Here is a 26,169-nt window from a genome sequence, read left to right on the forward strand (position 1 = left end):
CGGCTAGTGTAGGGATCGGCGCGCCCTGTCACAAGTGGTGCGACCTTCAGCGCTTACAGTGGCTTCAGTCCGTTCCAAACGGAAAAGTCTGTAAGCGAAGGAGCGAAGCAATGGCGACAGGCAAGCCCCCACGTTCACGGCCGGCGCGCGCGACAGCGGGCAAGACCAGCAAGCCCGTCTCCCGGCAGCGTGCCAAGGCACCGCAGGCGGATGCGGTGGAGGCCACCACCACCCGCGTGCAAGGCAAGGCACGCACGGTGATCTACATCCACGGCATCGGCAACAAGCCGCCGGCCGAGGTGCTGCGTTGCCAGTGGGACAAGGCCTTGTTCGGGCGGCCAATGGGCGAGCGCACGCGGATGGCCTACTGGGTCGATCGCGAACGCTATCCGGTGCCCGAGCCCGGAAGCTGCGATAGCCGCGATGTCGGGCCGGCGTTGAACCAGGGCGTGCAACGGGCGTTGAGCACGCTGGGTCTGGTGCCAGGCGCGCAAGACCTGCATCTGCTGGCCGACGCGTTGGCCAAGAACGCACAGGAACGCGCGGATCTGCACCGCCTGCTGGACGAACTGGAGGGCGCCAGCGCGCCGGGCAGCGTGCAGGCCAAGGGGCCGATCGATGCCATCAACCGGGTGCTGCTGCGGCTGATCTCCGCTGCGCTGCTGCAGGATGTGCATGACCTGTTCTTCGTGCCCGAACGTGCGGCGCTGATGCGCGAGAGCCTGGCGCAGCGGTTGCGTGCCGGTGGTGGGCCGTTCGTGGTGGTCGCGCACAGCCAGGGGTCGATGATCGCCTACGACGTGCTGCGGCAACTGCAGGCAGCGGAATGCGAGGTGGCGCTGTTCTTGAGCGTGGGGTCGCCACTGGGCTTGCCGCAGGTGCGCAGCATGTTCAAGCGCTGGACCGGCGCCCGCAAGTTGCCGTTTCCCGACTGCGTGCAGCGCTGGGTCAATGTGGCCGACATCCGCGACCCGATCGCGTTGGACCCCGATCTCAGTGACGACATCGGCAATGCCAAGGGGCGCTTCGAAAATCTGGCCGCTGCGCGCCTGAATCCGGATTGGCAGGACAACCCGCATTCGGGTTCGGGGTATCTGTCGATTCCGCAGGTGCGCGCGGCGGTGCGTCAGGCGGTTGGCGTCGGTTTCGATCAGCCGGTGTCCAACGCGGTGCTGATCAAGGATCTCAGCGAGCAGCTCGAAGCACATGGTGCGGAGTATCGGCATGAGGTGTTGATCGAGCTGGATCGGCGAGTGCTGGGCATCGACCCGGACGGCGTGCGCGCCCAGTTGCTGAGCCAGTTGCGGCAGGTCGCCGCGCACAGTACCGGGTTGAAGGGCGAGGCGCTGGACGAGGCGATCGAGCTGGAGGATGGCTTGCAGCGTTTCGTCTCCGCACGGCTGACGCGCTACGAGATCGAGTCGCTGCAGAGCCGTTACCGGGCACTAGGCTTTCGCCGGGTCTGGCGCGATGCCGGCAAGCGTGCGCTGATCCATGTCTCCGGCAATGTGCTGCACGCCGATGCGGCGCGCACCGCGTACCGCGCACGCGGCCAACAAATCGGCTGGGCAGTGCTGGACACCGGCATCGCGGCCAGCCATCCGCATTTCTACGTCAAGGGCCAGCGCGACAACGTGGTGGCGCAGTGGGATTGCACGCGGCGCGGCGCGCCCCGACAGCTCACGCGTGCCGATGGACAGGCGTTTGCCAGGCTCGATCGGCATGGGCACGGGACCCACATCGCCGGCATCATCGCCGGCCACTGCCATGCCTCGATTCCCGACGCGCAAGGCAATCCCGGCAGCCCGTTGGAATTTGTCGGCATGGCGCCGGACACCCGTCTGTATGGTTTCAAGGTGCTCGACGATGCCGGAAACGGCCGCGATTCGTGGATGATCAAGGCAGTGCAGCAGGTGGCCGCGATCAACGAACGCGCCGGCGAACTGGTGATTCACGGAGTCAATCTGAGCCTGGGCGGTTGCTTCGACCCGGAAAGCTACGGCTGCGGCTTCACGCCGCTGTGCAACGAATTACGCCGGCTCTGGCGGCAGGGCGTGCTGGTGGTGGTGGCAGCCGGCAACGAGGGGCTGACCTGGCTGTTGCAGAACGACGGCGGTGCGTATCCGGCCAATATGGATCTGTCGATCAGCGACCCGGGCAATCTCGAAGAGGCGATCGTGGTCGGCTCGGCGCACAAGAGCAGTCCGCACAATTACGGGGTGTCGTATTTCTCATCGCGCGGCCCCACCGCCGATGGTCGCAGCAAGCCCGACGTGGTGGCGCCGGGCGAAAAGATCGTCTCGGCCTACTACGACTTCGACCCGAAGGATCCTGCCAGCCTGATGGTGGAAATGAGCGGCACCAGCATGGCCGCACCGCACGTCTCCGGCGTGCTGGCCGGCTTTCTGTCGGCACGCCGCGAGTTCATCGGCTTCCCGGACCGGGTCAAGCAACTGATGCTCGACACCTGCACCGATCTAGAGCGCGACCGCTATGTGCAGGGCAGGGGAGTGCCGAATTTGATGAGAATGCTTGGAGCGACGTGAGGAATCGGGAATGGAGAATCGGGAATCGCAAGAGCTGGGTAGGCTCGCTGCGTCCACCTCGCGTTCGTTCAAGATGCGGACATTGCTGGATCATCGAGAAGCGCAGCGCTTCTACGATTCCCGATTCCCGATTCACGCATCGCGATTATGCCGCCGCATCACGCGCTGCTTGTCGCGCTGCCAGTCGCGGTCCTTGGCGGCGTCGCGCTTGTCGTGGTTCTGCTTGCCCTTGGCCAGGGCGATTTCCAGCTTGACCTTGTTGCTGCTCCAGTACAGCGCGGTGGGCACCAGGGTGTAGCCCTCGCGCTCGACCCGGGTGAGCACCTTGTCGATCTCGTTCCGGTGCAGCAGCAGCTTGCGGTCGCGGCGTTCCACCGGCACGGTGTGGGTGGAGGCCTGGATCAGCGGGGTGATCTGCGCGCCGATCAGGTAGATCTCGCCGGAGCGGACATACGCGTAGCCGTCGACGATGTTGGCGCGGCCGGCGCGGATCGCCTTGACCTCCCAGCCCTGCAGCGCCAGCCCGGCCTCGTAGCGTTCTTCCAGGTGGTATTCGTGGCGCGCACGCTTGTTCAACGCGATGGTTTTCGTGGCCTTCGCGCCGTTTGCTTTATCCTTGGATGGTTTCTTGCTCATGACGCCATTGTCGCCGATTCGGTGTCGTCAAACGATCTTCCGTCTTTCACAAGTTAGCGAATGCCTACCATCCGTCGTAGCGCCCTGGTCGAACACAGTGCCTCCCGCATGTTCGATCTGGTCAATGATGTCGCCGCCTATCCGCGCCGCTTCGGCTGGTGCGATGCCGCCCACGTGCTCGAGCAGGATCAGGCGCATATCGTGGCGCGGCTGGATCTGGGGCTGGGGACGTTCCGCACCTGGTTCACCACCGAGAACATCCTCGAACGCCCCGAGCGCATTGCGATGCACTTGCGCGACGGGCCATTCAAGCGCCTGGAAGGCCTGTGGGAATTCCAGGCGCTGGGCGAAAACGCCTGCAAGGTGAGCCTCACCCTGGAAGTAGAGACCAGCTCGCGCCTGCTGGGGCCGGCCCTGGCGCTGGGTTTCCAGGGCCTGGCCGACCGCATGGTCAACGACTTCGTGCGGGTCGCCGATCGCGGCGAGGTGTGAAGTGACGGTGCGGGTCGAGGTGGTGCTGGCCTGGCCGGACCGCTACAGCGCGGTGCAGCTCGCGTTGCCGGAGGGTGCCACGGTGGCCGAGGCGGTCGCAGCTTCAGGCTTGGCGGAGCAGCATCCGCCTGCAGCACTCGCCATCCATGGCCTGGTCACCCAGCCGACCCAGCTGGTGCGCGACGGCGACCGGGTGGAATTGCTCAGGCCGCTGCTGCTGGACCCGAAGGAGGCGCGCCGCCGGCGGGCCGGGCCGGGCAAGCGGGCAGGTGTGTAGCGTCCCGGGTGCAGGTCTGCGGCCAGGCGCCGAACGGCCCCTGACCTAGCTTATCAACGACCGCGCTGCTTCTTCTTGTCGCGTGCAAGGTTGCGGCCGAACTGCTTGGGTGCCGACTTGGCCAGCTGCTCGTCCTGCGACGGGAAATAATCGCCTTCCCAGCGTGCCACCTGGTCGTTCTCGAAGAACACGGTGAAATTCTTGATCTCGGTCCGCGCCAGACGGTCCACGCGTTGGGTGGAGGTATAGTCCCAGCGCTGTGCATGGAACGGGTCGGGGATCGACGGGGTGCCCAGCAATGCACTGACCTGCTGCTTGCTCTGGCCTACCTGCAGTTGCTCCACGGCGTTCTGCTTGATCAGATTGCCCTGGTAGATCGGCTGCTTGTAGATGATGCCGCAGCCAGCGGTGGACAGAGCAACGGCGGCGGCCAGCAGGAGATTGCGCATCGGGGAGTAAGTGCTGAGGAAATCACGCCGATGATACACTCCCACCGGTCGCCGCGACCCGTTTGAAGGCAGCTGGCGCTAAATCGCCAATGAACGGAGAACGTATGGAAACCCACGACCTGCGCAAAGTCGGGCTAAAGGTGACCCATCCGCGGATGCGGATCCTGGAACTGCTGGAACAGAAGAGCAACCAGCATCACCTCAGCGCAGAAGACATCTATCGCCAGCTGCTCGATCACGGCGACGAGATCGGGTTGGCCACGGTGTACCGCGTGCTGACCCAGTTCGAGGCTGCCGGCCTGGTGCTCAAGCACAATTTCGAAGGTGGCCAGGCCGTGTACGAGCTGGACCGCGGTGGTCACCACGACCATATGGTCGATGTGGACACCGGCCACGTCATCGAGTTCGAAAGCGAAGAGATCGAAGCGCTGCAGCGCCAGATCGCCGCCAAGCACGGCTACGAGTTGGAAGAGCATTCGCTGGTGCTGTACGTGCGTAAGAAGCGTTCGCGCTGAGTTTGGTGTCTGCAGAGATGGAATGACAGGGCGGCTTCGGCCGCCTTGTGCGTTCTGGGGCGCGTTGGTGGGGATGCATGCAGGCCCTGCCCCCATCCGCCCTTCGGGCACCTTCCCCCGCAAGCGGGGGAAGGGAGCAGATGGTGGTCGGTTGCAGTGCAACCGACAGATGCAGTGCAACCGATAGATAGATCACGCGCAGCCAGGCATTCCTTCTCCCGCTGGCGGGAGAAGGTGGCGCGCGGCGCTGGATGAGGGGCAACCCCGTTTGCGGCTGTCGGGCCTGTGGTGGTCGCGTCGCAGCGATGCTGCCCCCCATCCGCCCTCCGGGCACCTTCCCCCGCAGGCGGGGGAAGGGCGCGGTGGGTGGTCAGTTGCAGTGCAATCGAGAGATCACGCGCAGCCAGGCATTCCTTCTCCCGCTGGCGGGAGAAGGTGGCGCGCGGCGCTGGATGAGGGGCAACCCCGTTTGCGGCTGTCGGGCCTGTGGTGGTCGCGTCGCAGCGATGCTGCCCCCCATCCGCCCTCCGGGCACCTTCCCCCGCAGGCGGGGGAAGGGCGCGGTGGGTGGTCAGTTGCAGTGCAATCGAGAGATCACGCGCAGCCAGGCATTCCTTCTCCCGCTGGCGGGAGAAGGTGGCGCGCGGCGCTGGATGAGGGGCAACCCCGTTTGCGGCTGTCGGGCCTGTGGTGGTCGCGTCGCAGCGATGCTGCCCCCCATCCGCCCTCCGGGCACCTTCCCCCGCAGGCGGGGGAAGGGCGCGGTGGGTGGTCAGTTGCAGTGCAATCGAGAGATCACGCGCAGCCAGGCATTCCTTCTCCCGCTGGCGGGAGAAGGTGGCGCGCAGCGCCGGATGAGGGGGAGACCCGTTTGCGCCTGCCGCGCTTGTCGTGGTCGTGTTGCAGAGAGGTCGCCCCCATCCGCCCTTCGGGCACCTTCCCCCGCAAGCGGGGGGAAGGGAGCCTTGTCAGCCGGGGAGTAGAACGGGGCCTGTGAATTTTCGAGCTGCCCGCCCCGGTCAGGCGCTCTGCAGCAGCTTGCGTGCCGCTGCGCGTGCTTCCTTGCTGACTTCCACGCCGCCCAGCATGCGTGCCAGCTCTTCCTGGCGGGCCTGCGGGCCGAGCAGTTCGACCGCGCTCTGGGTCATGCCGTCCACCGGCGCCTTGCTGACCCGGTAATGCGCGTGGCCCTTGGCCGCGACCTGTGGCAGGTGGGTCACGCACAGCACCTGGCGTTCCTCGCCCAGCGCGCGCAGCTTCTGCCCGACGATATCGGCCACCGCGCCGCCGATGCCCGAATCCACTTCGTCGAACACCATGGTCGGCACGCTGTCCAGGCCAAGCGCGGCTACTTCGATGGCCAGCGAAATGCGCGACAACTCGCCACCCGAGGCGACCTTGCGCAGCGCGCGCGGTGGTTGGCCGGCATTGGCGGCGACCAGGAATTCCACCCGTTCGGCGCCATTGGGGTCCGGGCGGGCGCTCTCGTGCGGCTGCAGTTGGATCAGGAACTGCCCGCCGCCCATGCCCAGCTCGCCGATCAGCGTGGTGGTGGCGTCCGACAACGCCTGTGCCGCGCTCTGGCGGCTGGCACTGAGCACGCCGGCCGCGGCCTGCCAGACACCGGTAGCGGTGTCGATATGCTTGTCCAGCTGCTGCAGGCGCTCGTCGGCGCCGCGCAGGCTCTCGACCTCGGCGCTCAGATGGTCGCGGTGGGCGGCCAGCTCGTCCGGGGCGACGCGGTGCTTGCGGGCCAGGTCGTGCAGGCGGCCGAGACGGCGCTCCATCGCCTCGAACTGGGTGGGGTCGGCATCCAGGTCGTCGCGCACGCGGTCGAGCAGGGCCAGCGCTTCTTCGATCTGGATCACGGCGCTGTCCAGCAGCGCGTCCACCTCGCCCAGGCGCGGTTCGTGCTCGGCCACGCGCGACAAATCGTGGCGGCTGTCCTGCAACAGGCCCAGGGCGCTGGCGCCGTCATCGCCGTTGAGCTGCTGGGCGACGCTGTCGCAGGCGCCGATCAGCGCGGTGGCGTGGGCCTGGCGGCGGTGATTGACGTCCAGTGCGGCAATCGCGGCCGGGTCCAGGTCCTCGCGTTCCAGTTCGGCCAGTTGGTGTTCCAGGAAGCCGATCCGGTCGGAGACATCGCCCTGCGCCGACAGCGCATCACGCTCGTCCAGCAGCGCCTGCCAGCGCTGGCTGGCCTGGCGCACCTGCTCGCGCTGGGCGCTGTTGCGGGCGTAGGCGTCGAGCAGGGCGAGCTGGCTATTGCGGGCCATCAGCGCCTGGTGCTCGTGCTGGCCGTGGATTTCCACCAGCCGCGCCGCGAGTTCGGCCAGCTGCGAGGAGGTGACCGGGCGGCCGTTGATCCAGGCGCGCGAGCCGCCATCGGCGCGGATGATCCGGCGCAGCTGGCATTGGGCGTCGTCGTCGAGCTCGTTGTCGGCCAGCCAGGCCAGGCCGGGGTGCTCGGCCGGCAGCTGGAATTCGGCCGACAGTTCGGCGCGCTCGGCGCCATGACGGACCACGCCGCTGTCGGCGCGCAGGCCGGACAGGAAGCCCAGCGCGTCCACCATCAGCGACTTGCCGGCGCCGGTTTCGCCCGATACCACGGTCATTCCCGGCCCGAATTCCAGTTCGGTGGCGCGGACGACGGCGAAATCCTTGATCGAGAGGTGTCTGAGCATGAGGGTCGAGAGTGAATGCGTTGGGGAAGCTTAGGGCCTGATGGTGTGGGGAGGGAGTCGGATGCTTGCCATCCCCGGGGCCAGACATTATCTATGCGCTGTCTCACCGGATGATCCCATGCGCGCGTCCCAGTCCCCAATGCTCGACCCCCGCGCCCGCCAGTTGCTGCGCACGCTGATTGCGCGCTACATCCGCGACGGCGAGCCGGTGGGCTCCAAGACGCTGGCCCAGCATGCCGGGCTGGATGTCAGCCCGGCGACCATCCGCAATATCCTGGCCGACCTGGAAGACGTCGGCCTGCTCAGCTCCCCGCATACCTCGGCCGGACGCGTGCCCACTGCGCATGGCTACCGGGTATTCGTCGACAGCCTGGTGCAGATGCAGCCGCCCGGCGAAGAGGAAGTGCGCCGGCTGCGCGCGGAGCTGGCCAGCGGCAACGGGACCCAGTCGCTGCTGGGCAGCGCCTCGCAGATGCTGTCGGCGATGAGCCATTTCGTCGGGGTGGTCAGCGCCCCGAAGCGCGAGCAGTTCGCGTTCCGGCATATCGATTTCGTGTCCCTGGATGCGCGGCGGGTGCTGGCGATCCTGGTGTTTGCCGACAACGAGGTGCAGAACCGGGTGATCGAGCCGCGCCGCGCCTACGAGCCGGCCGAGCTGGAGCGGGTGGCCAATTACCTCAATGCGCAGTTCGCCGGGCGCGCGCTGTCCGATATCCGCGCCAGCCTGCTGCGCGAGCTGCGCATGGCCAAGAACGAGATGGAGCAGCTGCTGGCGCACAGCGTGGACCTGGCCAGCGAGGCGCTGGTGCCGGCCGAGACCGAGGACATGGTGATGGCCGGGCAGACCCGGCTGATGGGGGTGCAGGACCTGTCGGACCTGGATCGCCTACGCGAACTGTTCGAGGCCTTCGCCAGCAAGCGCGAGATCCTGCAGTTGCTCGAACGCACCATCCGGGCCCCGGGCGTGCGCATCTTCATCGGCGAGGAGACCGGCATGGTGTCGCTGGAAGACGTCTCGCTGGTCACCGCGCCGTATACCGCCGGCGGGCAGGTACTGGGCGTGCTGGGGGTGATCGGCCCCAAACGCATGGCCTACGACCGGGTGATTCCGCTGGTGCAGACCGCCGCCGACGTGCTGGGTGCGGCCATGGAGCCGCCCGGGGCGCGATAACCGCGCTCGATCAGGGCGATGGGTTTTCGCTTGAAACGCGCGCGGGCGCCCACATACGGGGTGACGTTGGGGCGGGCGTTCCGCTTGCCCGGGAACTGCACATGAACCAAGACCACCCCGAATTCGACTCCGAAGACCTGTCCCAGAATCCACCCGAGACCGATCCGCTCAAGGCCGAGATCGAATCGCTGCGCAGCGAGATCGCCCTGGTCAAGGCCGACGCCCTGCGCGAGCGCGCCGACCTGGAGAACCAGCGCAAGCGCATCGCCCGCGACGTGGAGAACGCGCGCAAGTTCGCCAACGAGAAGCTGCTCGGCGAACTGCTGCCGGTGTTCGACAGCCTGGACGCGGGGCTCACCGCCGCCGGCACCGAACCCAGCCCGCTGCGCGACGGCCTGGACATGACCTACAAGCAATTGCTCAAGGTGGCCGCCGACAACGGCCTGACCCTGCTCGATCCGGTCGGCCAGCCGTTCAACCCCGACCAGCACCAGGCAATCAGCCAGGGCGAGGCCGAAGGCATCGCGCCCGGCCATGTGGTGCAGGTGTTCCAGAAGGGCTACCTGCTCAACGAGCGTCTGCTGCGCCCGGCGCTGGTAGTGGTGGCCAAGCATGACTGAACCGCAGCGCCGGCTGAACTGCCAGGCGCAGACATGAAACACAGATGTGCGCCGGTGGCTTGAACACCTGCGCACCACCCCCACATCTCAGCCAGACCCGGCGTCGCCGGACACAGCTAAAGACTCATCAGGAGCGTATCCATGGGCAAGATCATTGGTATTGACCTCGGCACCACGAACTCGTGCGTGTCGATCATGGACGGCGGCAAGGCCCGCGTCATCGAAAACTCCGAGGGCGATCGCACCACGCCCTCCATCGTCGCCTACACCAAGGACGGCGAAGTGCTGGTCGGCGCCTCGGCCAAGCGCCAGGCCGTGACCAACCCGAAGAACACCTTCTACGCGGTGAAGCGCCTGATCGGCCGCAAGTTCACCGATGGCGAAGTGCAGAAGGACATCTCGCACGTGCCGTACGGCATCCTGGCGCACGACAACGGCGACGCCTGGGTGCAGACCAGCGATGCCAAGCGCATGGCGCCACAGGAAATCTCCGCGCGCGTGCTCGAAAAGATGAAGAAGACCGCCGAAGACTTCCTCGGCGAGAAGGTCACCGAAGCGGTGATCACGGTGCCGGCGTACTTCAACGACAGCCAGCGCCAGGCCACCAAGGATGCCGGCCGCATCGCCGGTCTGGACGTCAAGCGCATCATCAACGAGCCGACCGCCGCAGCCCTGGCCTATGGCTTGGACAAGAACGGCGGCGACCGCAAGATCGCCGTGTACGACCTGGGCGGCGGCACCTTCGACGTGTCGATCATCGAGATCGCCGAAGTCGATGGCGAAAAGCAGTTCGAGGTGCTGGCCACCAACGGCGACACCTTCCTGGGCGGCGAAGACTTCGACAACCGCGTCATCGAGTACCTGGTCGATGAGTTCAACAAGGACCAGGGCATCGACCTGCGCAAGGATCCGCTGGCGCTGCAGCGCCTGAAGGACGCCGCAGAGCGCGCCAAGATCGAGCTGTCGTCCAGCCAGCAGACCGAAGTGAACCTGCCATACGTCACCGCAGATGCCTCGGGCCCGAAGCACCTCAACATCAAGTTGACCCGTGCCAAGCTCGAAGCGCTGGTGGAAGATCTGGTCAAGAAGTCGATCGAGCCGTGCCGCACCGCGTTGAACGACGCCGGCCTGCGCGCCAGCGACATCAACGAGGTGATCCTGGTCGGCGGTCAGACCCGCATGCCGAAGGTGCAGCAGGCGGTTGCCGATTTCTTCGGCAAGGAACCGCGCAAGGACGTCAACCCGGACGAAGCGGTGGCCGTGGGCGCGGCGATCCAGGGCGGCGTGCTGGCCGGCGACGTCAAGGACGTGCTGCTGCTGGACGTGACCCCGCTGTCGCTGGGTATCGAAACCATGGGCGGTGTGTTCACCAAGATCATCGAAAAGAACACCACCATCCCGACCAAGGCTTCGCAGACCTTCTCCACCGCCGAAGACAACCAGTCGGCCGTGACCGTGCATGTGTTGCAGGGTGAGCGCGAGCAGGCCCGCTTCAACAAGTCGCTGGCCAAGTTCGACTTGTCCGGCATCGAGCCGGCGCCGCGCGGCATGCCGCAGGTGGAAGTGTCCTTCGACATCGACGCCAACGGCATCCTGCACGTGTCGGCCAAGGACAAGAAGACCAACAAGGAACAGAAGGTCGAGATCAAGGCCGGTTCGGGTCTGTCGGACGAAGAGATCCAGCGCATGGTCGCCGACGCGGAAGCCAACCGCGAGGAAGACAAGAAGTTCCAGGAACTGGTGCAGGCCCGCAACCAGGCCGATGGCCTGATCCACGCCACCCGCACCGCGATCACCGAGCATGGCAGCAAGGTCGGTGGCGATGTGATCGGCAAGGTGGAAGCGGCGCTGGCCGACCTGGAAACCGCCATGAAGGGCGACGACAAGGCGCAGATCGAAGCACGCAGCAAGACGCTGGAGGAAGCCGGCCAGTCGTTGTACGCAGCGGCCGCCGCGGCAGAGCAGGGCGGCAGCGCAGATGCGGCCAGCGGCAACGCGCAGGCCTCCAAGGCCGCCGACGACGTGGTGGACGCCGAGTTCACCGAGGTCAAGGACGACAAGAAGTAAGCCGTGATTTGGGAGTCGGGAGTGGGGATTCGCACGCCGCTGTGCGGGTGAATCCCCGCCCCGATATCCTCTACGCGTCGCGTCGCCAAGGCGGACCAGCACATGCTGTCCGCTTTCGCGTTTCAACGAATCTCAAATCACCAATCCCGAATCCCGGCTTATGAGCAAACGCGATTACTACGAAGTGCTGGGCGTTGCCCGTGGCGCCAGCGACGAGGAGCTGAAGAAGGCGTACCGGCGCTGTGCGATGAAGCACCACCCGGACCGCAATCCTGGCGACGCAGCTGCCGAAGCGGCGTTCAAGGAATGCAAGGAAGCCTATGAAGTGCTGTCTGATGGCAATAAGCGGCGTGCCTACGACGCGCACGGCCATGCCGCGTTCGAGCACGGCATGGGTGGCGGCGGCGGGCCGGGCGGCCCGGACATGGGCGATATCTTTGGCGATATCTTCGGCAATATTTTTGGCGGTGGCGCCGCCGGTCCGCGCGCTGCGCGACGTGGTGCCGACGTCGGTTATGTCCTGGAACTGGATCTGGAAGAAGCCGTCGCCGGCATCGAGCGACGCATCGAGATCCCGACCCTGATCGAATGCACGCCCTGCCACGGCAGCGGCTCGGAAGACGGCAAGGTCCAGACCTGCGGCACCTGTCATGGGCGCGGCCAGGTGCGCATCCAGCGCGGCATCTTCGCCATGCAGCAGAGCTGCCCGCATTGCGATGGGCGCGGCACGCTGATCCAGAATCCGTGCAAGACCTGCCACGGCGCCGGTCGCGTGGAAGAAGACAAGGTGCTGTCGATCAAGGTGCCGGCCGGTGTGGATACCGGCGACCGGATTCGTCTTGCAGGCGAGGGCGAGGCCGGCCCGGCCGGCACGCCGCCGGGCGACCTGTATGTGGAAGTGCGGGTGCGCGAGCATGCGATCTTCCAGCGCGATGGCGACGATCTGCATTGCGAAGTGCCGATCCGCATTTCGCAGGCGGCGCTCGGTGACACCGTGCGGGTTGCGACCCTCGGCGGCGAGGCGGAAATCCGCATTCCGGCCGAGACCCAGACCGGCAAGTTGTTCCGCCTGCGCGGCAAGGGCGTGCGTTCGGTGCGCAGCCGCAGCGAAGGCGATCTGTATTGCCGCGTGGTGGTGGAAACGCCGGTCAACCTCACCGCCGATCAGCGCGAACTGCTGCAGCAGTTCGAGGCCACGTTCACCGGTGAGGATGCCCGCAAGCATTCGCCCAAGTCGGCCACCTTCATCGATGGCGTCAAGGGTTTCTGGGACCGCATGACCTCGTAAGCGGCGTCTGCTTTTGCTTGGGACGCCCATCGACGTGGGCGCACTTTCCCGCGAGCGCAATCCTCGCGAGAGGCGCGAGAAGAACACATCCTTTCTCCCCTCGGGAGAAGGTGCCCGAAGGGCGGATGAGGGTGCGAGTACCGGGCACCGGCCACGCGCTTCGCACGCTCGATGCCGAGCGGCGCAGCCACGCCATGTCCACTTGCCACAGATCCTCGCGAGAGGCGCCAGAAGAACGACATCCTTCTCCCCCTCGGGAGAAGGTGCCCGAAGGGCGGATGAGGGTGCGAGTACCGGGCGCTGGCCACGCGCTTCGCACGCTCGATACCGAGCGGCCAACCACTGGATGTCGAATCGCCACAGGCACCCGAGCGCTGTCACGATCGATGGCGCTCGGCACCGTGGTTGCGCCGGTCGGCGCTCCATCTCATGCCATCCGCCCACAGCAGATCGCACTGATTGCCCACCTCGCATGTGCTCACGCATTGCAGGGGATAATGCTGCCATCTCTTCCACACACGGCCGCCTCATGAGCGATGCAACCGATAGCCATCTCGTCCACGGTCGCCGCCAGCGTCCCGACGGTCCTTCGCCGATCGATGTGATCTCGGTGCAATCGCAGCTGGTCTATGGCCATGCCGGCAACAGTGCCGCGGTGCCGCCGCTGCGTGCGCTCGGCCTGCGCGTGGCCGAAGTGCCCACCACGCTGCTGAGCAATGCGCCGTTCTACGCCACGTTGCGCGGCCGCATCCTGCCTGCCGACTGGTTGGCGGATCTGCTGCTTGGCGCGACCGAGCGTGGGCTGCCGCAGCGCGCCCGCATGCTGGTCTCCGGCTATTTCGGCAGCCTGGCCAACGGTGAGGCGTTTGCCCACTGGCTGGAGCAGACCCTGCCGCAGGCGCCGCAACTGCGCTACTGCCTGGATCCGGTGATCGGCGATACGCATACCGGCCCCTACGTCGAACCGGGACTGGAGCGCGTGTTCGCCGAGCGCCTGCTGCCGCATGCCTGGCTGGTCACGCCGAACGCGTTCGAGCTTGGGCGATTGACCGGGCTGCCGAGCCTGCAACAGGACGATGCCATTGTCGCCGCGCGCGCGTTGCTGGCGCGTGGGCCGCAGTGGGTGCTTGCCCATAGCGTGGCCGGTGCAGCGGGCGAGCTGGTCACCCTGGCGGTCAGCAACGCCGCGGTGTATCGCTGGGCGACACCGCATCTGCCGGTGGATGTGGCTGGCACCGGCGATGTGTTGATGGCCTTGCTGATCGGTTTTCTGCTGCGCGATGTGCCGTTCGAGCAGGCGGTGGGGCACGCGCTCAGCGGAGTGCATGGCGCCCTGGAAGCGACCCTGGCCGCAGGTTTCGAGGAATTCGATGTGCTGGCTGCCGCTCCGGCCGCCCTGGCTGCGGCGCCACGCTTCGCCCTCGAGCGCCTGGCATGATCGCCCAGCCGGTCGTCGGCATCGTCGGCATTGCCGGCGCCTATGGACGATGGCTGGCGCAGTTCCTGCGCACGCGCATGCAGCTGCAGGTGATCGGCTTCGATCCGGCCGAGGCCGGCGGCACGGATGAGGCGACGCTGGCCCAGCAGGCCGATGTGCTGATCTTCTCGGCGCCGATCCGCCACACCGCGGCGCTGATTCAACGCTATGTCGCGCTGGCCGGCCCACGCGCGGCTTCGCAGTTGTGGATGGATGTCACCTCGATCAAGCAGGCGCCGGTGGCGGCGATGCTGGCATCTTCGGCCGAGGTGGTGGGCCTGCATCCGATGACCGCGCCGCCCAAGTCGCCGACCTTGAAGGGCAGGGTGATGGTGGTCTGCGAGGCGCGCCTGCAGCACTGGTCGGCGTGGGTGCAGACGCTGTGTACGGCCTTGCAGGCGCAGCGCGTGGACGCGACCCCCGAGCACCACGACCGGGTGATGGCACTGGTGCAGGCGATGGTGCACGCCACCCATCTGGCACAGGCCGGCACCTTGCGCGACTACGCGCCGCTGCTGGGTGAGCTGCAGACGCTGATGCCCTACCGGTCGGCCTCGTTCGAATTGGATACCGCGGTCATCGCGCGCATCCTCTCGCTCAATCCGGCGATCTACGAAGACATCCAGTTCGGCAATCCGTATGTCGGCGAAATGCTCGACCGGCTGTTGCTGCAATTGCAGCAGTTGCGCGCATTGGTGGCGCAAGGCGACGATGCGGCGCGTGCGCAATTTCGCAGCCAATTTCTGCGTGACAACGCGCAGGCCCTGCAGCCTGACGCGCTTGCCGCTGGCAATTACACCTATGAGCGCGTGGGCTACTTGCTGGCCGATCTCACCGAGCCGCTGACCCTCAGTGTGTATCTGCCCGAAGACCAGCCCGGTTCGCTGCGCGCGCTGCTGCATGTGTTCGAACAGCACGGCGTCAACCTGTCGTCGATCCATTCGTCGCGCACACCGGTAGGCGAGCTGCATTTCCGTATCGGCTTCGACCCTGGCAGCGATCGTGCGGCCCTGGCGCAGGCGGCAGGCCAGATCGATCGCAGCGGTATCGGGCGAGTGCTGGAGCGTCACGACCGGGGCGGTTAGCAGCGTGGGAGCGCGTGGGCTCTAACGTAGCGTGTTCCGCGTCGTCGTGGCGCGCGTGTCCCTGTGCCATGGCGCGAGTGGATGCACACGCTCTGCGCTCCACAGGTTCCACACCGGCATGGCGATTCCATCCACACAGGGTGTGGATGAAAGTCGCACAAGCGTGTGGATAACGATGCATCGCCCCGCGGCGCAAGGGCGATGCGGTGTGTGGTCAAAAATTGATCAACGGGATGTCAGGGGGTGGAAAGGCGGAGTTCGCCACCCTCGGTCACGAAGCGCTGCCCCTGCCTTTGCAGATGCCGGCCATCCGGAAGCTCGTAACGTGGTGCAGACGGCCTGGTGGGGCGTGGTTGCTGCTCATCGCGGAATTCGATGATGACGTAAGGCTCGCCATCTGTACCGATTGCGGGAAATTGCCGGAAAGACATACGCACCTCCGAAAGATCCTGGGTTGCAGTGCAGATCGCATGGATCGCACGACCGGCCTGGCCGGTAGGGCGAGCATGCGCACCCAGATGTTACCCAGGCGTCGTCGTGCAGTGAGGCGCGCCAGGGTGCCGCTTGAGCTCGTCAGGCGGCTAGCGGCGGTGATGTGTCGCTCGGTCGGGACCGCGACGCAGACGCTCAGCGACTGAGCTGCAACGCATCGCGGTCGGCTGTCGCCGCGGCCAGTTCGGCGCGCGCCGAGGCGATGCGCGCCTGCGCATCGATCAGGCGCACGCGTGCATCGTTGGCGGTTTCTTCGCGCTGGTTGACCAGGAAGAAGTCGCCGGACCCCAGTTCGAAGCGGCGCCGTTCGGCAGCAGCCAGGCGGTCGGCCAGGCTGCGTTCCTCGTCGGCGATCCTGGCCAGGCGTTCGGCGGCATTGAGCGAGATCACGATGGATTCCACTTCCACCGAGATCTGGTCACGCAGGAGGCGGCTGCGCTGATCCAGCGCTTCGATCTCGGCACGCGCTTCGGCCACGCGCCCCTTGGCGGCGCGGTTTTCCAGCGGCACGCTGAAGCGGAAACCGATGATGGCATCGGTGGGCGAGCGGTTGGGGCCGCCCACGCCAGGCGGGCCCAGGTCCTTGCTGACTTCCACGCTGACATCCAGGCGCGGTTTGAGATCATTCTGGGCCAGCATCAGCCGGGCAGTGGCCTGGTCGATGCGGGTCAGCACGGCGCGGTAATCCGGGCGCTCGACCGGCGCGGTGATCTTGCTGGCGCCGGCCAATCCTTCCAGCGCGGACGTATCGGCCGGCAGGCGCTGCTCGGAGACGATCATCGGCATGCCCGCCTCATCGCGCAGGTATAGCGACAAGGCATTGGCCGCGTTGGCGAAATCCTGCTCCGAGCGCACCACCAGGGCGCGCCGGCGCACCAGGTTCTGGTCGTTCTCGGTCAACAGGATCGTGGGACGCGCGCCCAGCGTCACCTGCCGCGAGATCGCGTTGCGGCGGCGCTCGGCCAGGTCCAGCAGATCCCTGTAGGCACGCAGTTTCAATCCGGCAGCGACCCAGCTCTGGTAGGCGTCCACGGCACGCCGTTGCACCCCGATCGCCACCATCTCCGCCTCGTACCGGGCAACGTCGATGTCGGCGCTGGCCACGCTGCGGCGGGTGCGGCGCTCGTCCACCACGCGATCGCGCAGCAACGCATACAGCGCGCCGACCTTCACTTCGCCGCCGCGGTCGGTGTAGGACTTGTCTTCGTAGACCGGAAACGCGCCACGCGAGGAGCGGTAGCCGCCGTAGTAGTAGCCGCCGTTTTCCTCGAACGGACGCTTGACGCCGGTTTCGATGGTGCTGCCGTCGTAGTAGCCGGCTTCGCGCGAGCGTCCTTCGATATCGAACACGGTATCGAAGGCGCCGTCGGCGGAGATGCCCTTGCCCTCGGCCTGGCGGACCTTGGCCAGCGATTCGATGATCTGCGGCGCGGAGCGGGCCGACGATTGCAGGACCTCGTCCAGGCTCAGTGGCGTGGCCTGGGCGAGTGCCGCACCGGGGCAGAGTGCGATCAGCAGGGCAACGAGACGGCGCATCACTTCTTGCCCGTCGCGTCGTCTTCGGACTTGTCGCCGGCTGCCGGCTTGGCCTTGCCCTCGTCCTGCGTGGTCGCTGCCGGACGCCGGCCGAATTCCAGCGGGAAGTTGTTGAGCTGGCGCCACAACTCATAGCCCACCCGCACCGTTTCGCCCTGCACCCAGCCGCGCACCTTGCCGCCCTGGCGGGCGAATTCCTGCGCCGGCCAGGCCGGCTTGCCCGGCATCGGCTCGACCAGGATGCGGAACAGCCCGTCCGGCGCCGCATTGGGGTCGATCGCCCGCACGCGGCCGTCGAACATGCCGTGCGCCACCGACGGCCAGCCGCTGAACTGGATGGCGGGCCAGCCTTCGAACTCCAGCCGCACCGGGCGGCCCGGACGGATCAGGGGCACGTCGCGCCCGTCGATGTACAGCTCCACCGCACGCTCCACGCGCTCGGGTGCGATCACGGCCAGCACGGTGCCCGGCGACACCATCGCGCTGCCGCTGGCGGCGTTGAGCTGCTGCACGCGGCCATCGCGCGGGGCGCGCACCAATTGCGCGGACTGGCGGTTCAACTGGATATCGATGCGGGTCAGCTTGGCGCGCGATTCGGCCAGCTTGGCATCGGCTTCGGCCACCTTGATCTGGGTCAGTTCGAAATCGCGGCGGCCGGCCAGGCCTTCGGCAAGCAGTTGCCGGCTGCGTTCCACATCGATGCTGGCCACCGCGCGCGATTGCTGGAGAGCGGCGATCTCCGCGGCCACCTGCGCACGCTCGCTGGCAAGCCGGGTGAGCAGGTCCGGGTCCAGGTCGCTGACCCGGGCGATCGGGTCGCCCTTGGAGACGTGCTGGCCATCGTGCACATACCAGCGCTCGACCCGGCCAGGCACGAAGGCGGTGACCTGCTGCTGGCGGTCGCCCGGATCCAGCGAGACCACCTGGCCCTTGCCGCTGGCGGTCTGTACCCAGGGCGCAAACGCCAGGATGGCGCCAGCAATGGCAACGCCGATCAGCAGCATCCAGGCCAATGCCTTGGCGATGCTGGGCGGGCGCATCGCCGCCAGGGTGGGGAAGTGCGCGCTCCGGTCAGAGACGTGCTGCATCGTTCGCCTCCTGCGTGGACGCGATCAGCTCGGCGCGCGTGGCGTAGCGTTGCTGGCGCTCCGGTTCCAGCCGGAACCAGCCGTCCAGGGTGATGTCCTCCGGCCGGCCGGTGCACAGCAGCACCGTGGTGCCGGCATCCTTCAGGCGTCGCAGTATCTGGGTGAGGCGTTCTGCCGGCAGCAGGTCGTACAGCTGCGACAGCATCAGCACGCGCGGACGCACCAGCAGCGCGTTGGCCAGTTTCAACGCCATCACATCGCCGATCCACAGCGGATAGCCGGACGCGGCAAGCCGGGTGTCCAGGCCTTGCGGCAAGGCCGCGATACGCGCGCGCAAGCCCACCGCATCGATGGCCTGCAGCATGGCCTCGGAGGTCACGTCGGCCGAGGCCATCGCCAGATATTCGCGGATGGTGACCTCCACGATCGTCGGCCGATCGAGCACGGTGACCTCCGAGCGCAGCAGGTACATGTCGAACGTGGCCATGTCGGCGCCGCCTACCATCACCAGCCCGCGGTCGGGCACGACGTGGCGCTTCAGCACCATGGCCAGCAGGCGTTCGGCGCCGCCACCTGCCAACGTCACCAATTGCTCGCCGGCTTCCAGCGCGAAATTGAAGCGCGCGCCCTCGATCACCACGTCGTCCAGGCGCACGGCGCTGTTGCCCGGGGTCTCGCCTGCGGCAGCCACCGGGCGCTCCTGCGGGATGGCGTACAGCAGCGACAATTCCTCGGCGCTGGCGACCAGGTCGTAGAACACGTCCAGATAGCTGCCCAGTTGCGCGATGCCGTAGAACACCGCGCTCAGGATCAGCTCGGCGGCCACCAGCTGGCCGATCGACAGCTCGCCGCGCAGGATCAGGCTGCCGCCCAGCGCCAGCAACGCCGCGCTGGCCACCGCATAGGTCAGCAGGAAGGCCACTGTCTGGGTGAAGGTGTAGCGGAAATGGCGCCGGTGCCGCGCTACATAGGTCGCCGTCACCGCTTCGGAGCGGTCCATCGCAAAGTTGAGGTGGCGGCTGGATTTATAGAACCCGTTGGAGCCACCAACGCTCTCCAGCCAGTGCGCGGCGTTGTGCTTGGCATGGCTCAGTTCCACCGCCGAACGGATCGAGCCGCGCGACCAGATCATCCAGATCGCGAAGATGGTCAGCAGCAACAGCGCGTTGAAACCGAGGAAGAACGGGTGATAGAAGCTGGTGACGATCAGGCCCACCGCTGACTGCAGCACGATGGTGAAGGCGCCGACCGCCAGGCTGGGCACCGCCTTTTGCACCACCACCAGATCGAAGTAGCGGTTGAACATGTCGTTGCGGTTCTGGTCGGCGAAGAACGGGTTCTGCGCATGCACCGCGCGCACGGTGATTTCCGCCACCACCCGCGCGAACAGGCGGCGCTCGAACAGCGCCATCACCCACACCCGCATTGCGCTCAAGGCCGCCACCAGCAACAACAGGCCCAGCAACAGGCCCGACAGGGTCCACAACGGCGTGGGCAGCGCGGTGTTGGCGACGCTGTTGATCAGCAATTGCACCGAGATGGGGGTGGCCAGCGACAGCAGGCTGATCGCAACGCCATATACCAGGGCAAGACGCACATACGGCATGTCCGGCCCGACGATCTCCGCCAGCCAGGCCACCGCTTCCCGCCATCCGATCCGCTGCGCCGCCATTGACGATCCATTGATGAGTTCAGTGAAGCATTGACGAGTTACGGCCACAGGACAAGGCCGATGCGCTTATCCGTTGTATAGGATTTTCCTATGCGGCTGCGGCGCGCAGCAACTCGGCGATCAAACCGAACGCTGGCGCGCGTCCGGCGCCCTGGCGCCAGAGCAGGCCGATGTCGCGGTAATAGCGGCCGCCCTTGATCGGGCGCACCACCACATCGTCGCCTTCGCGGATTTCCTGGCGCACGTACAGGTCCGGCAGCAGCGCCAGGCCCATGCCCATGCCGGCCATCTGCCGGATCGCATCCAGACTCGTGCCTTCGTAATCGCGCAGCACATGCGCGCCGACATCCATCGCAATCGCGGCCACTTGTTCGGCCAGGCGATATTCGGGCATCAGCGTGAGCAGGTTGGCGCCGCGCAGATCGGCGGGGGTGATGTGGCGCTTGCTGCGCAGCGGGTGATCGGCGGCCATGGTCACGTGCAACGGCTCGCGGAACAGGCGCTCGCTGTGCAGGCTGCGGCCGGCCACCGGCAACTGCGCCAGGATCAGATCGTGTACGCCGTTGGCCAGGTCGCTGGCGAGCACGGTCGGCAGGCCTTCGCGCACGTGCACGCGCAGCGCCGGATGTTCGCGGTGCAGGCGTGCCACCAGGCTGGGCATCAGATAGGCGCCCAGGGTTGGCGAGACGCCAAGCCGGATGGTGCCGATCAGGGTGTCGGCCGAGGTGGCGCGCACATCTTCCAGGTCGGCCACGTCCAGCAGGATGCTGCGCGCGCGGTCGCGCAGGTCGCGTCCCAGCGGGGTCAGGATCGCCGGCACGCCACGTTCGAACAGCGGCGCGCCGATGATGGTTTCCAGCGCGCGGATCTGTTGCGACAGCGACGGCTGCGAGACGCCCATCTGCTCGGCTGCGCGGGTAAAGCTGCCGGTGTCGGCCAGTGCGACGAAATAGCTGAGCTGGCGGATGGTGGTTCTGGGGCGGGCCATGGCGAGCTCAGTGCGTTGGGTGGAGCGGGGCACGCCGCCCGTGCCGGGCCGCTCTACGAAACAGGGCAGCCGGCGTGGGCCTCGTCCAGCAGTCATTGATCGATGAACTGCAGCCGCGCCAATTCCGCATACAGGCCGCCTTCGGCGATCAGCTGTGCGTGGGTGCCCTGCGCGACGATGCGGCCGGCGTCCATGACCACGATGCGGTCGGCCTTGAGCACGGTGGCCAGGCGGTGCGCGATGACCAGGGTGGTGCGGCCCTGCATGAGCCGGTCCAGCGCTTGCTGTACGGCGCGCTCGCTCTGCGCATCCAGTGCGCTGGTGGCCTCGTCCAGCAGCAGGATCGGCGCGTCCTTGAGCAAGGCGCGCGCAATCGCCACGCGTTGTTGCTGGCCGCCGGACAGGCGCGTGCCGCGCTCGCCCAGCTCGCTGGCGTAGCCCTGCGGCAGCGCCCGGATGAAGACATCGGCTTCGGCAGCGGCAGCGGCGGCTTCCACCTCCGCGTCGCTGGCCTGCAGCCGGCCGTAGCGGATGTTGTCGGCGGCGCTGGCGGCGAACAGGGTGGGTTGCTGCGGCACCAGCGCGATGTGTTCGCGCAGGTGCACCGGGTCGGTGTCGCGCAGGTCCACCTCGTCGATGCGCACGCGGCCACTGACCGGGTCATGGAAGCGCAGCAGCATCGACAGCACCGTGCTCTTGCCGGCGCCGGAGGGGCCGACCAGGGCCACGGTCTCGCCGGGGCGGACATGCAGGTCGAAGCGGTCCAGTGCCGGCGCATCGGGGCGCTGCGGGTAATGGAACACCACCTGGTCGAAATGGATCGCGCCCTGCAGCGGCTGCGGCAACGGCGTGGGCGTGGCCGGTGCCACGATCGCCGGCTGTTCGTCGAGCAGTTCGCCGACGCGGCCCATGCCGCCGGCTGCGCGCTGCAGTTCGTTCCAGACCTCGGCCAATGCGCCGACCGAGCCGCCGCCGATCAGGGCATACAGCACGAACTGGCCCAGCGTGCCTGGCGTCATGCGGCCGGCCACCACATCGTGCGCGCCCAGCCACAGCACGCTGACGATGGCGCCGAAGATCAGCATGATCGCCACCGCGGTGACGCCTGCCTGAGTACGCACCCGCAGCCGTGCCGTGTCGATGGCGGACAACAGCGCCTGGCTGAAACGCTGGCTCTCGTACTGCTCGCGCGCATGTGCCTGCACGGTACGCACCGCACCCAGGGTTTCGGCGGCCAGCGTATTGGCATCGGCCACGCGGTCCTGGCTGGCGCGCGAGATCTTCTGCAGCCGGCGCGCGCCCAGCACGATCGGCAGCACCGCCAGCGGGATGCCGATCAGGGTGAAGCCGGCCAGGCGCGGGCTGGTGACCAACAGCATCACCATGCTGCCGATCACCGTCACCGAGCTGCGTAACGCCACCGACATGGTGGTGCCGATCAAGCCGCGCAGCAGTTCGCTGTCGGCCGACAGCCGCGACACCAGTTCGCCGCTGCGGCTACGGTCGTGAAAGCCGGCGTCCAGCCCGATCAGATGCGCATACAGGCGGCCACGCAGGTCGGCGACGACCTTTTCGCCCAGCAGCGAAACGAAGTAGAACCGCGCCGCCGTAGCCAGTGCCAGTACCACCGCAACCGCGAACAGCAGGGCGAACGCCTGGTTGATCTGTGCCCCGCCGGAGAAGCCATGGTCGATCATGCGCTTGACCGCGGCCGGCAGGCTCAGCGTGGCCGCCGAGGAAATCGCCAGCGCGATCAGCCATGCGGCGAACAACCCGCGCTGGCGCTGCACGAACGGCCACAGGGTGCGCAGGCTGCCAAGCTTCCGCAATGGGTTGGGCCTGGCAGCGGCTGGCTGATTCATGCGGCTTCCGATGTTGAGAGGTGGACATGGTTGCGAGTGGCGTCGCACAGACGGCTTTTCAAGCCTGCAAGCTGATCTGCAGGCACTTGCACGCGCAATGCCGCGCCATCGGCATCGAACCGCTCGTCCAGCTTGTCGGCATGGAAGGCGACCAAGGCGGCATGCACCAGCCCCAGGTCGTCGAACCGACAGTGCAGATCGAGCAGCGTCAGTGCGATCAATGGCCGTCGCGTCGCCAGCCGCAGGCACTCGGCCGCAGTGCCGCCATAGGCGCGCACCAACCCGCCGGCACCGAGCTTGATGCCGCCGTACCAACGGGTGACCACTACCACCACGCGATCGAAGCCCTGGCCATCGATCGCCGCCAGGATCGGCCTGCCTGCCGTCCCGCTGGGCTCGCCATCGTCGCTGGAGCGGTACTCCTGCCCGAAGCGGTAGGCCCAGCAGTTGTGGGTGGCATCGGGTACCGACACGCGCTGCACGATCTCCAGCGCCTGCGCGGGAGCCTCCAGTGCACCGGCGTGGGCCAGAAAGCGGCTGTGCTTGATGTCCAGGCTGTGGTGCGCGTCAGCGGCAAGGGTATCGAGCATCGCCGTCATTCTATGCGAGGCGGGGGTGACGGTTGCTGCGGGCCCGTCGTGACTGCGGTTACCAGCTCGCAGATCGGTGCGGTGCTGGGTGCTGGTGCTGCGGTGGCTCTGCAGTGAGGCTGCGGCAATGCAGTTGCTGGGCGGCAGCGCTGCTGCGGATGCCGCTGCGGTGACGCGCGCAGTGCATGCATCCGCACACTGTCGCAATGCCGCTGCGTTGGGCGCAGACGAGCTTACCGGCCGACGTTTACACCAGGGTAGAGCGGCGCTTCTCGTCGATCCACTTGGAGGCCTGGGCCGGCGTGTAATGCTGCATCCATTCCAGCATTTGCTCGATGTCGCTGCCATACCACAGGTCGGTGCGCTGGTCCGGGTGCAGGAAGCGCTCTTCCACCATGCGATCGATCATGCCGATCAGCGGCGCGTAGAAATGTTCGATATCCAGGAAGGCGCAGGGCTTGTTGCCGATGCCGAGCTGGCGCCAGGTCAGCATTTCGAAGATCTCCTCCATGGTGCCGAAGCCGCCGGGCAGGGCAACGAAGGCGTCGGAGAGTTCGAACATGCGCATCTTGCGCTCGTGCATGGAGCCGACGATCTCCAGCGTGGTCAGCCCGCGGTGCGCCACTTCCCAATCGGCCAATTGCTGCGGAATCACCCCGGTCACTTCGCCACCGGCGGCCAGCACCGCATTGGCCACCGTGCCCATCAGTCCGACATTGCCACCACCGTAGACCAGGCGCAGGCCTTGTGCAGCAATGCGCGTGCCCAAGGCAGTGGCGCGTTCGGCATAGGCCGGTTTGTTGCCGGCGTTGGAGCCGCAGTAGACGCAGATGCTTTTCATGGGATTCGGGATTCGGGATTGGGGATTAGGGATTGGTAAAAGCGGGCGCGCGCTGCGTCGATGCCATCCAGAGGCCCGCCCAGATGAACTTTGCAGGATCTTTTTGACTGTGCCTGAAAAACATAACGCCGGGTCTTAGCCCGGCGTCATGTCCTTGCCGGGAAAGGATCAGGCTAGGGAGTCGTTTACGAATCCCCACTCCCGAATCCCAAATCCCGGCCTCAGTTAGCCTTATGGATCGCCCGCTTGCTGACCGCCATCGCGGCGTCGTGGATCGCTTCGGACAGCGTCGGATGCGCGTGGCAGATGCGTGCCAGGTCATCGGCCGAGCCGTTGAATTCCATCGTCAGCACGCCTTCGTGCACCAGCTCGGACACGCCCACGCCCACCAGGTGCATGCCCAGCACGCGGTCGGTTTCGGCATCGGCGATCACCTTGACGAAGCCGGCCGGCTCGCCCATGGCCACCGCGCGGCCGATCGCCGCGAACGGGAAGCTGCCGGCCTTGTAGGCGACGCCCTCGGCCTTCAGCTGCTGCTCGGTCTTGCCGACCCAGGCAATTTCCGGCTCGGTGTAGATGACCCACGGAATGGTGTCGAAGTTGACGTGGCCGGGCAGGCCGGCGATCAGTTCGGCCACCGCGATGCCTTCCTCGAAGCCCTTGTGCGCCAGCATCGGGCCGCGCACGCAGTCGCCGATCGCCCACACGCCATCCACGCCGGTGTGGCAATGCCCATCGACCTCGATCTGGCCGCGGTCGGTGACCTTGACCCCGGTGCCCTCGGCCAGCAGGTTCTTGGTCGCGGCCTTGCGGCCCACGGCCACCAGCAGCTTGTCCACGGTCAGGGTCTGCTCGCCGGCCGCGTCGGTGTAGCTCAGCACCACCTGCTTGGCGTCGCCGCTGCCGGTGATCTCGGTCTTGCCGACCTTGGCGCCCAGCTTGATGTCCAGACCCTGCTTCTTGAATTCCTTCAGCGCGGTCTTGGCCACTTCGGCATCGGCCAGCGCCAGGAAGTCCGGCAACGCTTCGAGGATGGTGACCTCGGCGCCCAGGCGCTTCCACACGCTGCCCAGCTCCAGGCCGATCACGCCGGCGCCGATGACCGCCAGGCGCTTGGGCACCGCAGTGAAGTCCAGGCCGCCGACGTTGTCGACGATGGTGTCGCCATCGAACTTGGCGAACGGCAGTTCGATCGATTCCGAGCCGGCCGCCAGGATCACGTTGGTGCCCTTGAGCTCGATCTCGCCGCCTTCGTGCTGGGTGACCTTGACGATGTTGCCCGGCTGCAGCTGGCCGAACCCGTAGTACGGGGTGATCTTGTTGGCCTTGAACAGCATCGCGATGCCGCCGGTGAACTGCTTCACGATCTTGTCCTTGCGGCCGATCATCGTGGGCACGTCCATCTTGGCGTCGTTGAAGCTGATGCCGTGGTCGCCGAACAGGTGACCCATGTTCCAGAACTGGCGCGAGGAATCCAGCAGCGCCTTGGACGGAATGCAGCCCACGCGCAGGCAGGTACCGCCGAGCGCCGGCTTGCCGTCCTTGCCGAGTGCCGCGTCGATGCAGGCGACCTTCATGCCCAGCTGGGCCGCGCGAATCGCCGCGTGATAGCCGGCCGGGCCAGCACCGATGACGACGACGTCGAATTGTTCGCTCATTTCATTTGCTCACGGGAATGGGGAATAGGGAATGGAGAATCGCAGCAGCGCATGCGCCTGTCGCGTCCCATCCAGGTCCAGGCGGGAATGGAGCGGTCGATGGGTGCTTGTCCCATTCCCGACTCTCCATTCCCG

At 66.8% G+C, this 26,169-nt stretch carries 22 protein-coding genes; 10 read left to right on the forward strand and 12 right to left on the reverse strand.

Annotated features, from left to right (window positions below; translation table 11 throughout):
- Window positions 1–110 precede the first annotated feature (110 nt).
- Window positions 111–2,546 (forward strand): S8 family serine peptidase, encoded by a 2,436-nt coding sequence (locus tag HG421_RS05930; protein WP_169705625.1) that lies wholly within the window; start codon window positions 111–113, stop codon window positions 2,544–2,546.
- Window positions 2,547–2,678: 132 nt separating this feature from the next.
- Here HG421_RS05930 and smpB read toward each other — a convergent pair whose 3' ends face one another.
- Complete coding sequence (gene smpB, locus HG421_RS05935) at window positions 2,679–3,182, reverse strand: SsrA-binding protein SmpB (protein ID WP_029221007.1); 504 nt, start codon at window positions 3,180–3,182, stop codon at window positions 2,679–2,681.
- A gap of 60 nt (window positions 3,183–3,242) precedes the next feature.
- On the opposite strand from smpB, the gene HG421_RS05940 reads away from it, so the two are divergent.
- Window positions 3,243–3,674: a type II toxin-antitoxin system RatA family toxin gene (locus tag HG421_RS05940; protein WP_169705626.1), complete on the forward strand. Its 432-nt coding sequence runs from the start codon at window positions 3,243–3,245 to the stop codon at window positions 3,672–3,674.
- Window positions 3,675–3,681: 7 nt separating this feature from the next.
- Window positions 3,682–3,951: an RnfH family protein gene (locus HG421_RS05945; RefSeq protein WP_169708102.1), complete on the forward strand. Its 270-nt coding sequence runs from the start codon at window positions 3,682–3,684 to the stop codon at window positions 3,949–3,951.
- 53 nt (window positions 3,952–4,004) lie between these two features.
- Here HG421_RS05945 and HG421_RS05950 read toward each other — a convergent pair whose 3' ends face one another.
- Entirely contained in the window at window positions 4,005–4,400 is a 396-nt protein-coding gene (locus HG421_RS05950) for an outer membrane protein assembly factor BamE (protein ID WP_169705627.1), read from the reverse strand.
- Window positions 4,401–4,504: 104 nt separating this feature from the next.
- On the opposite strand from HG421_RS05950, the gene fur reads away from it, so the two are divergent.
- Window positions 4,505–4,915 (forward strand): ferric iron uptake transcriptional regulator, encoded by a 411-nt coding sequence (gene fur, locus HG421_RS05955; protein ID WP_046963472.1) that lies wholly within the window; start codon window positions 4,505–4,507, stop codon window positions 4,913–4,915.
- A gap of 1,019 nt (window positions 4,916–5,934) precedes the next feature.
- Here the strand turns inward: fur and recN are convergent.
- Window positions 5,935–7,599 carry a DNA repair protein RecN gene (recN, locus tag HG421_RS05960; RefSeq protein ID WP_169705628.1) on the reverse strand — a complete coding sequence of 555 codons (1,665 nt, stop codon included), beginning with the start codon at window positions 7,597–7,599 and terminating at the stop codon, window positions 5,935–5,937.
- Window positions 7,600–7,738: 139 nt separating this feature from the next.
- Here recN and hrcA point away from each other — a divergent pair, with 139 nt between their 5' ends.
- The 6 genes from hrcA to HG421_RS05990 all read left to right on the forward strand — a co-directional run bounded on the left by hrcA (window position 7,739) and on the right by HG421_RS05990 (window position 15,307).
- Complete coding sequence (hrcA, locus tag HG421_RS05965; RefSeq protein WP_169705629.1) at window positions 7,739–8,770, forward strand: heat-inducible transcriptional repressor HrcA; 1,032 nt, start codon at window positions 7,739–7,741, stop codon at window positions 8,768–8,770.
- Window positions 8,771–8,871: 101 nt separating this feature from the next.
- Window positions 8,872–9,390 carry a nucleotide exchange factor GrpE gene (grpE, locus tag HG421_RS05970; RefSeq protein WP_010366360.1) on the forward strand — a complete coding sequence of 173 codons (519 nt, stop codon included), beginning with the start codon at window positions 8,872–8,874 and terminating at the stop codon, window positions 9,388–9,390.
- A gap of 141 nt (window positions 9,391–9,531) precedes the next feature.
- Window positions 9,532–11,457, forward strand: coding sequence for a molecular chaperone DnaK (gene dnaK / locus HG421_RS05975; RefSeq protein ID WP_169705630.1), 1,926 nt, complete (start codon window positions 9,532–9,534; stop codon window positions 11,455–11,457).
- A 160-nt stretch (window positions 11,458–11,617) separates the two neighbouring features.
- Entirely contained in the window at window positions 11,618–12,745 is a 1,128-nt protein-coding gene (dnaJ, locus tag HG421_RS05980) for a molecular chaperone DnaJ (protein ID WP_169705631.1), read from the forward strand.
- A 529-nt stretch (window positions 12,746–13,274) separates the two neighbouring features.
- Window positions 13,275–14,183, forward strand: coding sequence for a pyridoxal kinase (pdxY, locus tag HG421_RS05985; protein ID WP_169705632.1), 909 nt, complete (start codon window positions 13,275–13,277; stop codon window positions 14,181–14,183).
- Window positions 14,180–15,307: a prephenate dehydrogenase gene (locus HG421_RS05990; RefSeq protein ID WP_169705633.1), complete on the forward strand. Its 1,128-nt coding sequence runs from the start codon at window positions 14,180–14,182 to the stop codon at window positions 15,305–15,307. The genes pdxY and HG421_RS05990 overlap by 4 nt, the downstream gene beginning before the upstream one ends.
- 236 nt (window positions 15,308–15,543) lie before the next feature.
- Here the strand turns inward: HG421_RS05990 and HG421_RS05995 are convergent, their stop codons facing one another.
- The 9 genes from HG421_RS05995 to lpdA all read right to left on the reverse strand — a co-directional run bounded on the left by HG421_RS05995 (window position 15,544) and on the right by lpdA (window position 26,034).
- The gene (locus HG421_RS05995) at window positions 15,544–15,738 is read right to left on the reverse strand and encodes a hypothetical protein (RefSeq protein WP_169708103.1); all 195 of its coding nucleotides are present in this window, start codon (window positions 15,736–15,738) and stop codon (window positions 15,544–15,546) included.
- 196 nt (window positions 15,739–15,934) lie between these two features.
- The gene (locus HG421_RS06000; RefSeq protein ID WP_169705634.1) at window positions 15,935–17,338 is read right to left on the reverse strand and encodes a TolC family protein; all 1,404 of its coding nucleotides are present in this window, start codon (window positions 17,336–17,338) and stop codon (window positions 15,935–15,937) included.
- Window positions 17,335–18,423 carry an HlyD family secretion protein gene (locus HG421_RS06005; RefSeq protein ID WP_169705635.1) on the reverse strand — a complete coding sequence of 363 codons (1,089 nt, stop codon included), beginning with the start codon at window positions 18,421–18,423 and terminating at the stop codon, window positions 17,335–17,337. The genes HG421_RS06000 and HG421_RS06005 overlap by 4 nt, the downstream gene beginning before the upstream one ends.
- Window positions 18,407–20,095, reverse strand: coding sequence for an ABC transporter ATP-binding protein (locus tag HG421_RS06010; protein WP_169705636.1), 1,689 nt, complete (start codon window positions 20,093–20,095; stop codon window positions 18,407–18,409). Before HG421_RS06010 ends, HG421_RS06005 begins: the two co-directional genes overlap by 17 nt.
- 88 nt (window positions 20,096–20,183) lie before the next feature.
- Window positions 20,184–21,083 (reverse strand): hydrogen peroxide-inducible genes activator, encoded by a 900-nt coding sequence (locus tag HG421_RS06015; RefSeq protein WP_169705637.1) that lies wholly within the window; start codon window positions 21,081–21,083, stop codon window positions 20,184–20,186.
- 92 nt (window positions 21,084–21,175) lie between these two features.
- Window positions 21,176–22,945 (reverse strand): ABC transporter transmembrane domain-containing protein, encoded by a 1,770-nt coding sequence (locus tag HG421_RS06020; protein WP_169705638.1) that lies wholly within the window; start codon window positions 22,943–22,945, stop codon window positions 21,176–21,178.
- Window positions 22,942–23,544 carry an IMPACT family protein gene (locus HG421_RS06025; RefSeq protein ID WP_169705639.1) on the reverse strand — a complete coding sequence of 201 codons (603 nt, stop codon included), beginning with the start codon at window positions 23,542–23,544 and terminating at the stop codon, window positions 22,942–22,944. Before HG421_RS06025 ends, HG421_RS06020 begins: the two co-directional genes overlap by 4 nt.
- A gap of 238 nt (window positions 23,545–23,782) precedes the next feature.
- Window positions 23,783–24,376 (reverse strand): TIGR00730 family Rossman fold protein, encoded by a 594-nt coding sequence (locus HG421_RS06030; protein WP_169705640.1) that lies wholly within the window; start codon window positions 24,374–24,376, stop codon window positions 23,783–23,785.
- A gap of 221 nt (window positions 24,377–24,597) precedes the next feature.
- Complete coding sequence (gene lpdA / locus HG421_RS06035; protein WP_169705641.1) at window positions 24,598–26,034, reverse strand: dihydrolipoyl dehydrogenase; 1,437 nt, start codon at window positions 26,032–26,034, stop codon at window positions 24,598–24,600.
- Between the last annotated feature and the right edge of the window lie 135 nt (window positions 26,035–26,169).

The organism is Xanthomonas campestris pv. badrii (assembly GCF_012848175.1).
Lineage (GTDB): Bacteria > Pseudomonadota > Gammaproteobacteria > Xanthomonadales > Xanthomonadaceae > Xanthomonas > Xanthomonas campestris_C.

What these genes read in the sequence shown, in the direction of transcription:
- HG421_RS06010 (WP_169705636.1), bottom strand. Translation starts at nt 20,095, where the DNA reads ATGGCGGCGCAGCGGATCGGATGGCGGGAAGCGGTGGCCTGGCTGGCG.
- HG421_RS06030 (WP_169705640.1), bottom strand. Translation starts at nt 24,376, where the DNA reads ATGAAAAGCATCTGCGTCTACTGCGGCTCCAACGCCGGCAACAAACCG.
- HG421_RS05990 (WP_169705633.1), top strand. Translation starts at nt 14,180, where the DNA reads ATGATCGCCCAGCCGGTCGTCGGCATCGTCGGCATTGCCGGCGCCTAT.
- HG421_RS06015 (WP_169705637.1), bottom strand. Translation starts at nt 21,083, where the DNA reads ATGGCCCGCCCCAGAACCACCATCCGCCAGCTCAGCTATTTCGTCGCA.
- HG421_RS05940 (WP_169705626.1), top strand. Translation starts at nt 3,243, where the DNA reads ATGCCTACCATCCGTCGTAGCGCCCTGGTCGAACACAGTGCCTCCCGC.
- recN (WP_169705628.1), bottom strand. Translation starts at nt 7,599, where the DNA reads ATGCTCAGACACCTCTCGATCAAGGATTTCGCCGTCGTCCGCGCCACC.
- lpdA (WP_169705641.1), bottom strand. Translation starts at nt 26,034, where the DNA reads ATGAGCGAACAATTCGACGTCGTCGTCATCGGTGCTGGCCCGGCCGGC.
- dnaJ (WP_169705631.1), top strand. Translation starts at nt 11,618, where the DNA reads ATGAGCAAACGCGATTACTACGAAGTGCTGGGCGTTGCCCGTGGCGCC.
- dnaK (WP_169705630.1), top strand. Translation starts at nt 9,532, where the DNA reads ATGGGCAAGATCATTGGTATTGACCTCGGCACCACGAACTCGTGCGTG.
- grpE (WP_010366360.1), top strand. Translation starts at nt 8,872, where the DNA reads ATGAACCAAGACCACCCCGAATTCGACTCCGAAGACCTGTCCCAGAAT.
- HG421_RS05950 (WP_169705627.1), bottom strand. Translation starts at nt 4,400, where the DNA reads ATGCGCAATCTCCTGCTGGCCGCCGCCGTTGCTCTGTCCACCGCTGGC.
- smpB (WP_029221007.1), bottom strand. Translation starts at nt 3,182, where the DNA reads ATGAGCAAGAAACCATCCAAGGATAAAGCAAACGGCGCGAAGGCCACG.
- pdxY (WP_169705632.1), top strand. Translation starts at nt 13,275, where the DNA reads ATGAGCGATGCAACCGATAGCCATCTCGTCCACGGTCGCCGCCAGCGT.
- fur (WP_046963472.1), top strand. Translation starts at nt 4,505, where the DNA reads ATGGAAACCCACGACCTGCGCAAAGTCGGGCTAAAGGTGACCCATCCG.
- HG421_RS05995 (WP_169708103.1), bottom strand. Translation starts at nt 15,738, where the DNA reads ATGTCTTTCCGGCAATTTCCCGCAATCGGTACAGATGGCGAGCCTTAC.
- HG421_RS06025 (WP_169705639.1), bottom strand. Translation starts at nt 23,544, where the DNA reads ATGACGGCGATGCTCGATACCCTTGCCGCTGACGCGCACCACAGCCTG.
- hrcA (WP_169705629.1), top strand. Translation starts at nt 7,739, where the DNA reads ATGCTCGACCCCCGCGCCCGCCAGTTGCTGCGCACGCTGATTGCGCGC.
- HG421_RS06005 (WP_169705635.1), bottom strand. Translation starts at nt 18,423, where the DNA reads ATGCAGCACGTCTCTGACCGGAGCGCGCACTTCCCCACCCTGGCGGCG.
- HG421_RS05930 (WP_169705625.1), top strand. Translation starts at nt 111, where the DNA reads ATGGCGACAGGCAAGCCCCCACGTTCACGGCCGGCGCGCGCGACAGCG.
- HG421_RS06020 (WP_169705638.1), bottom strand. Translation starts at nt 22,945, where the DNA reads ATGAATCAGCCAGCCGCTGCCAGGCCCAACCCATTGCGGAAGCTTGGC.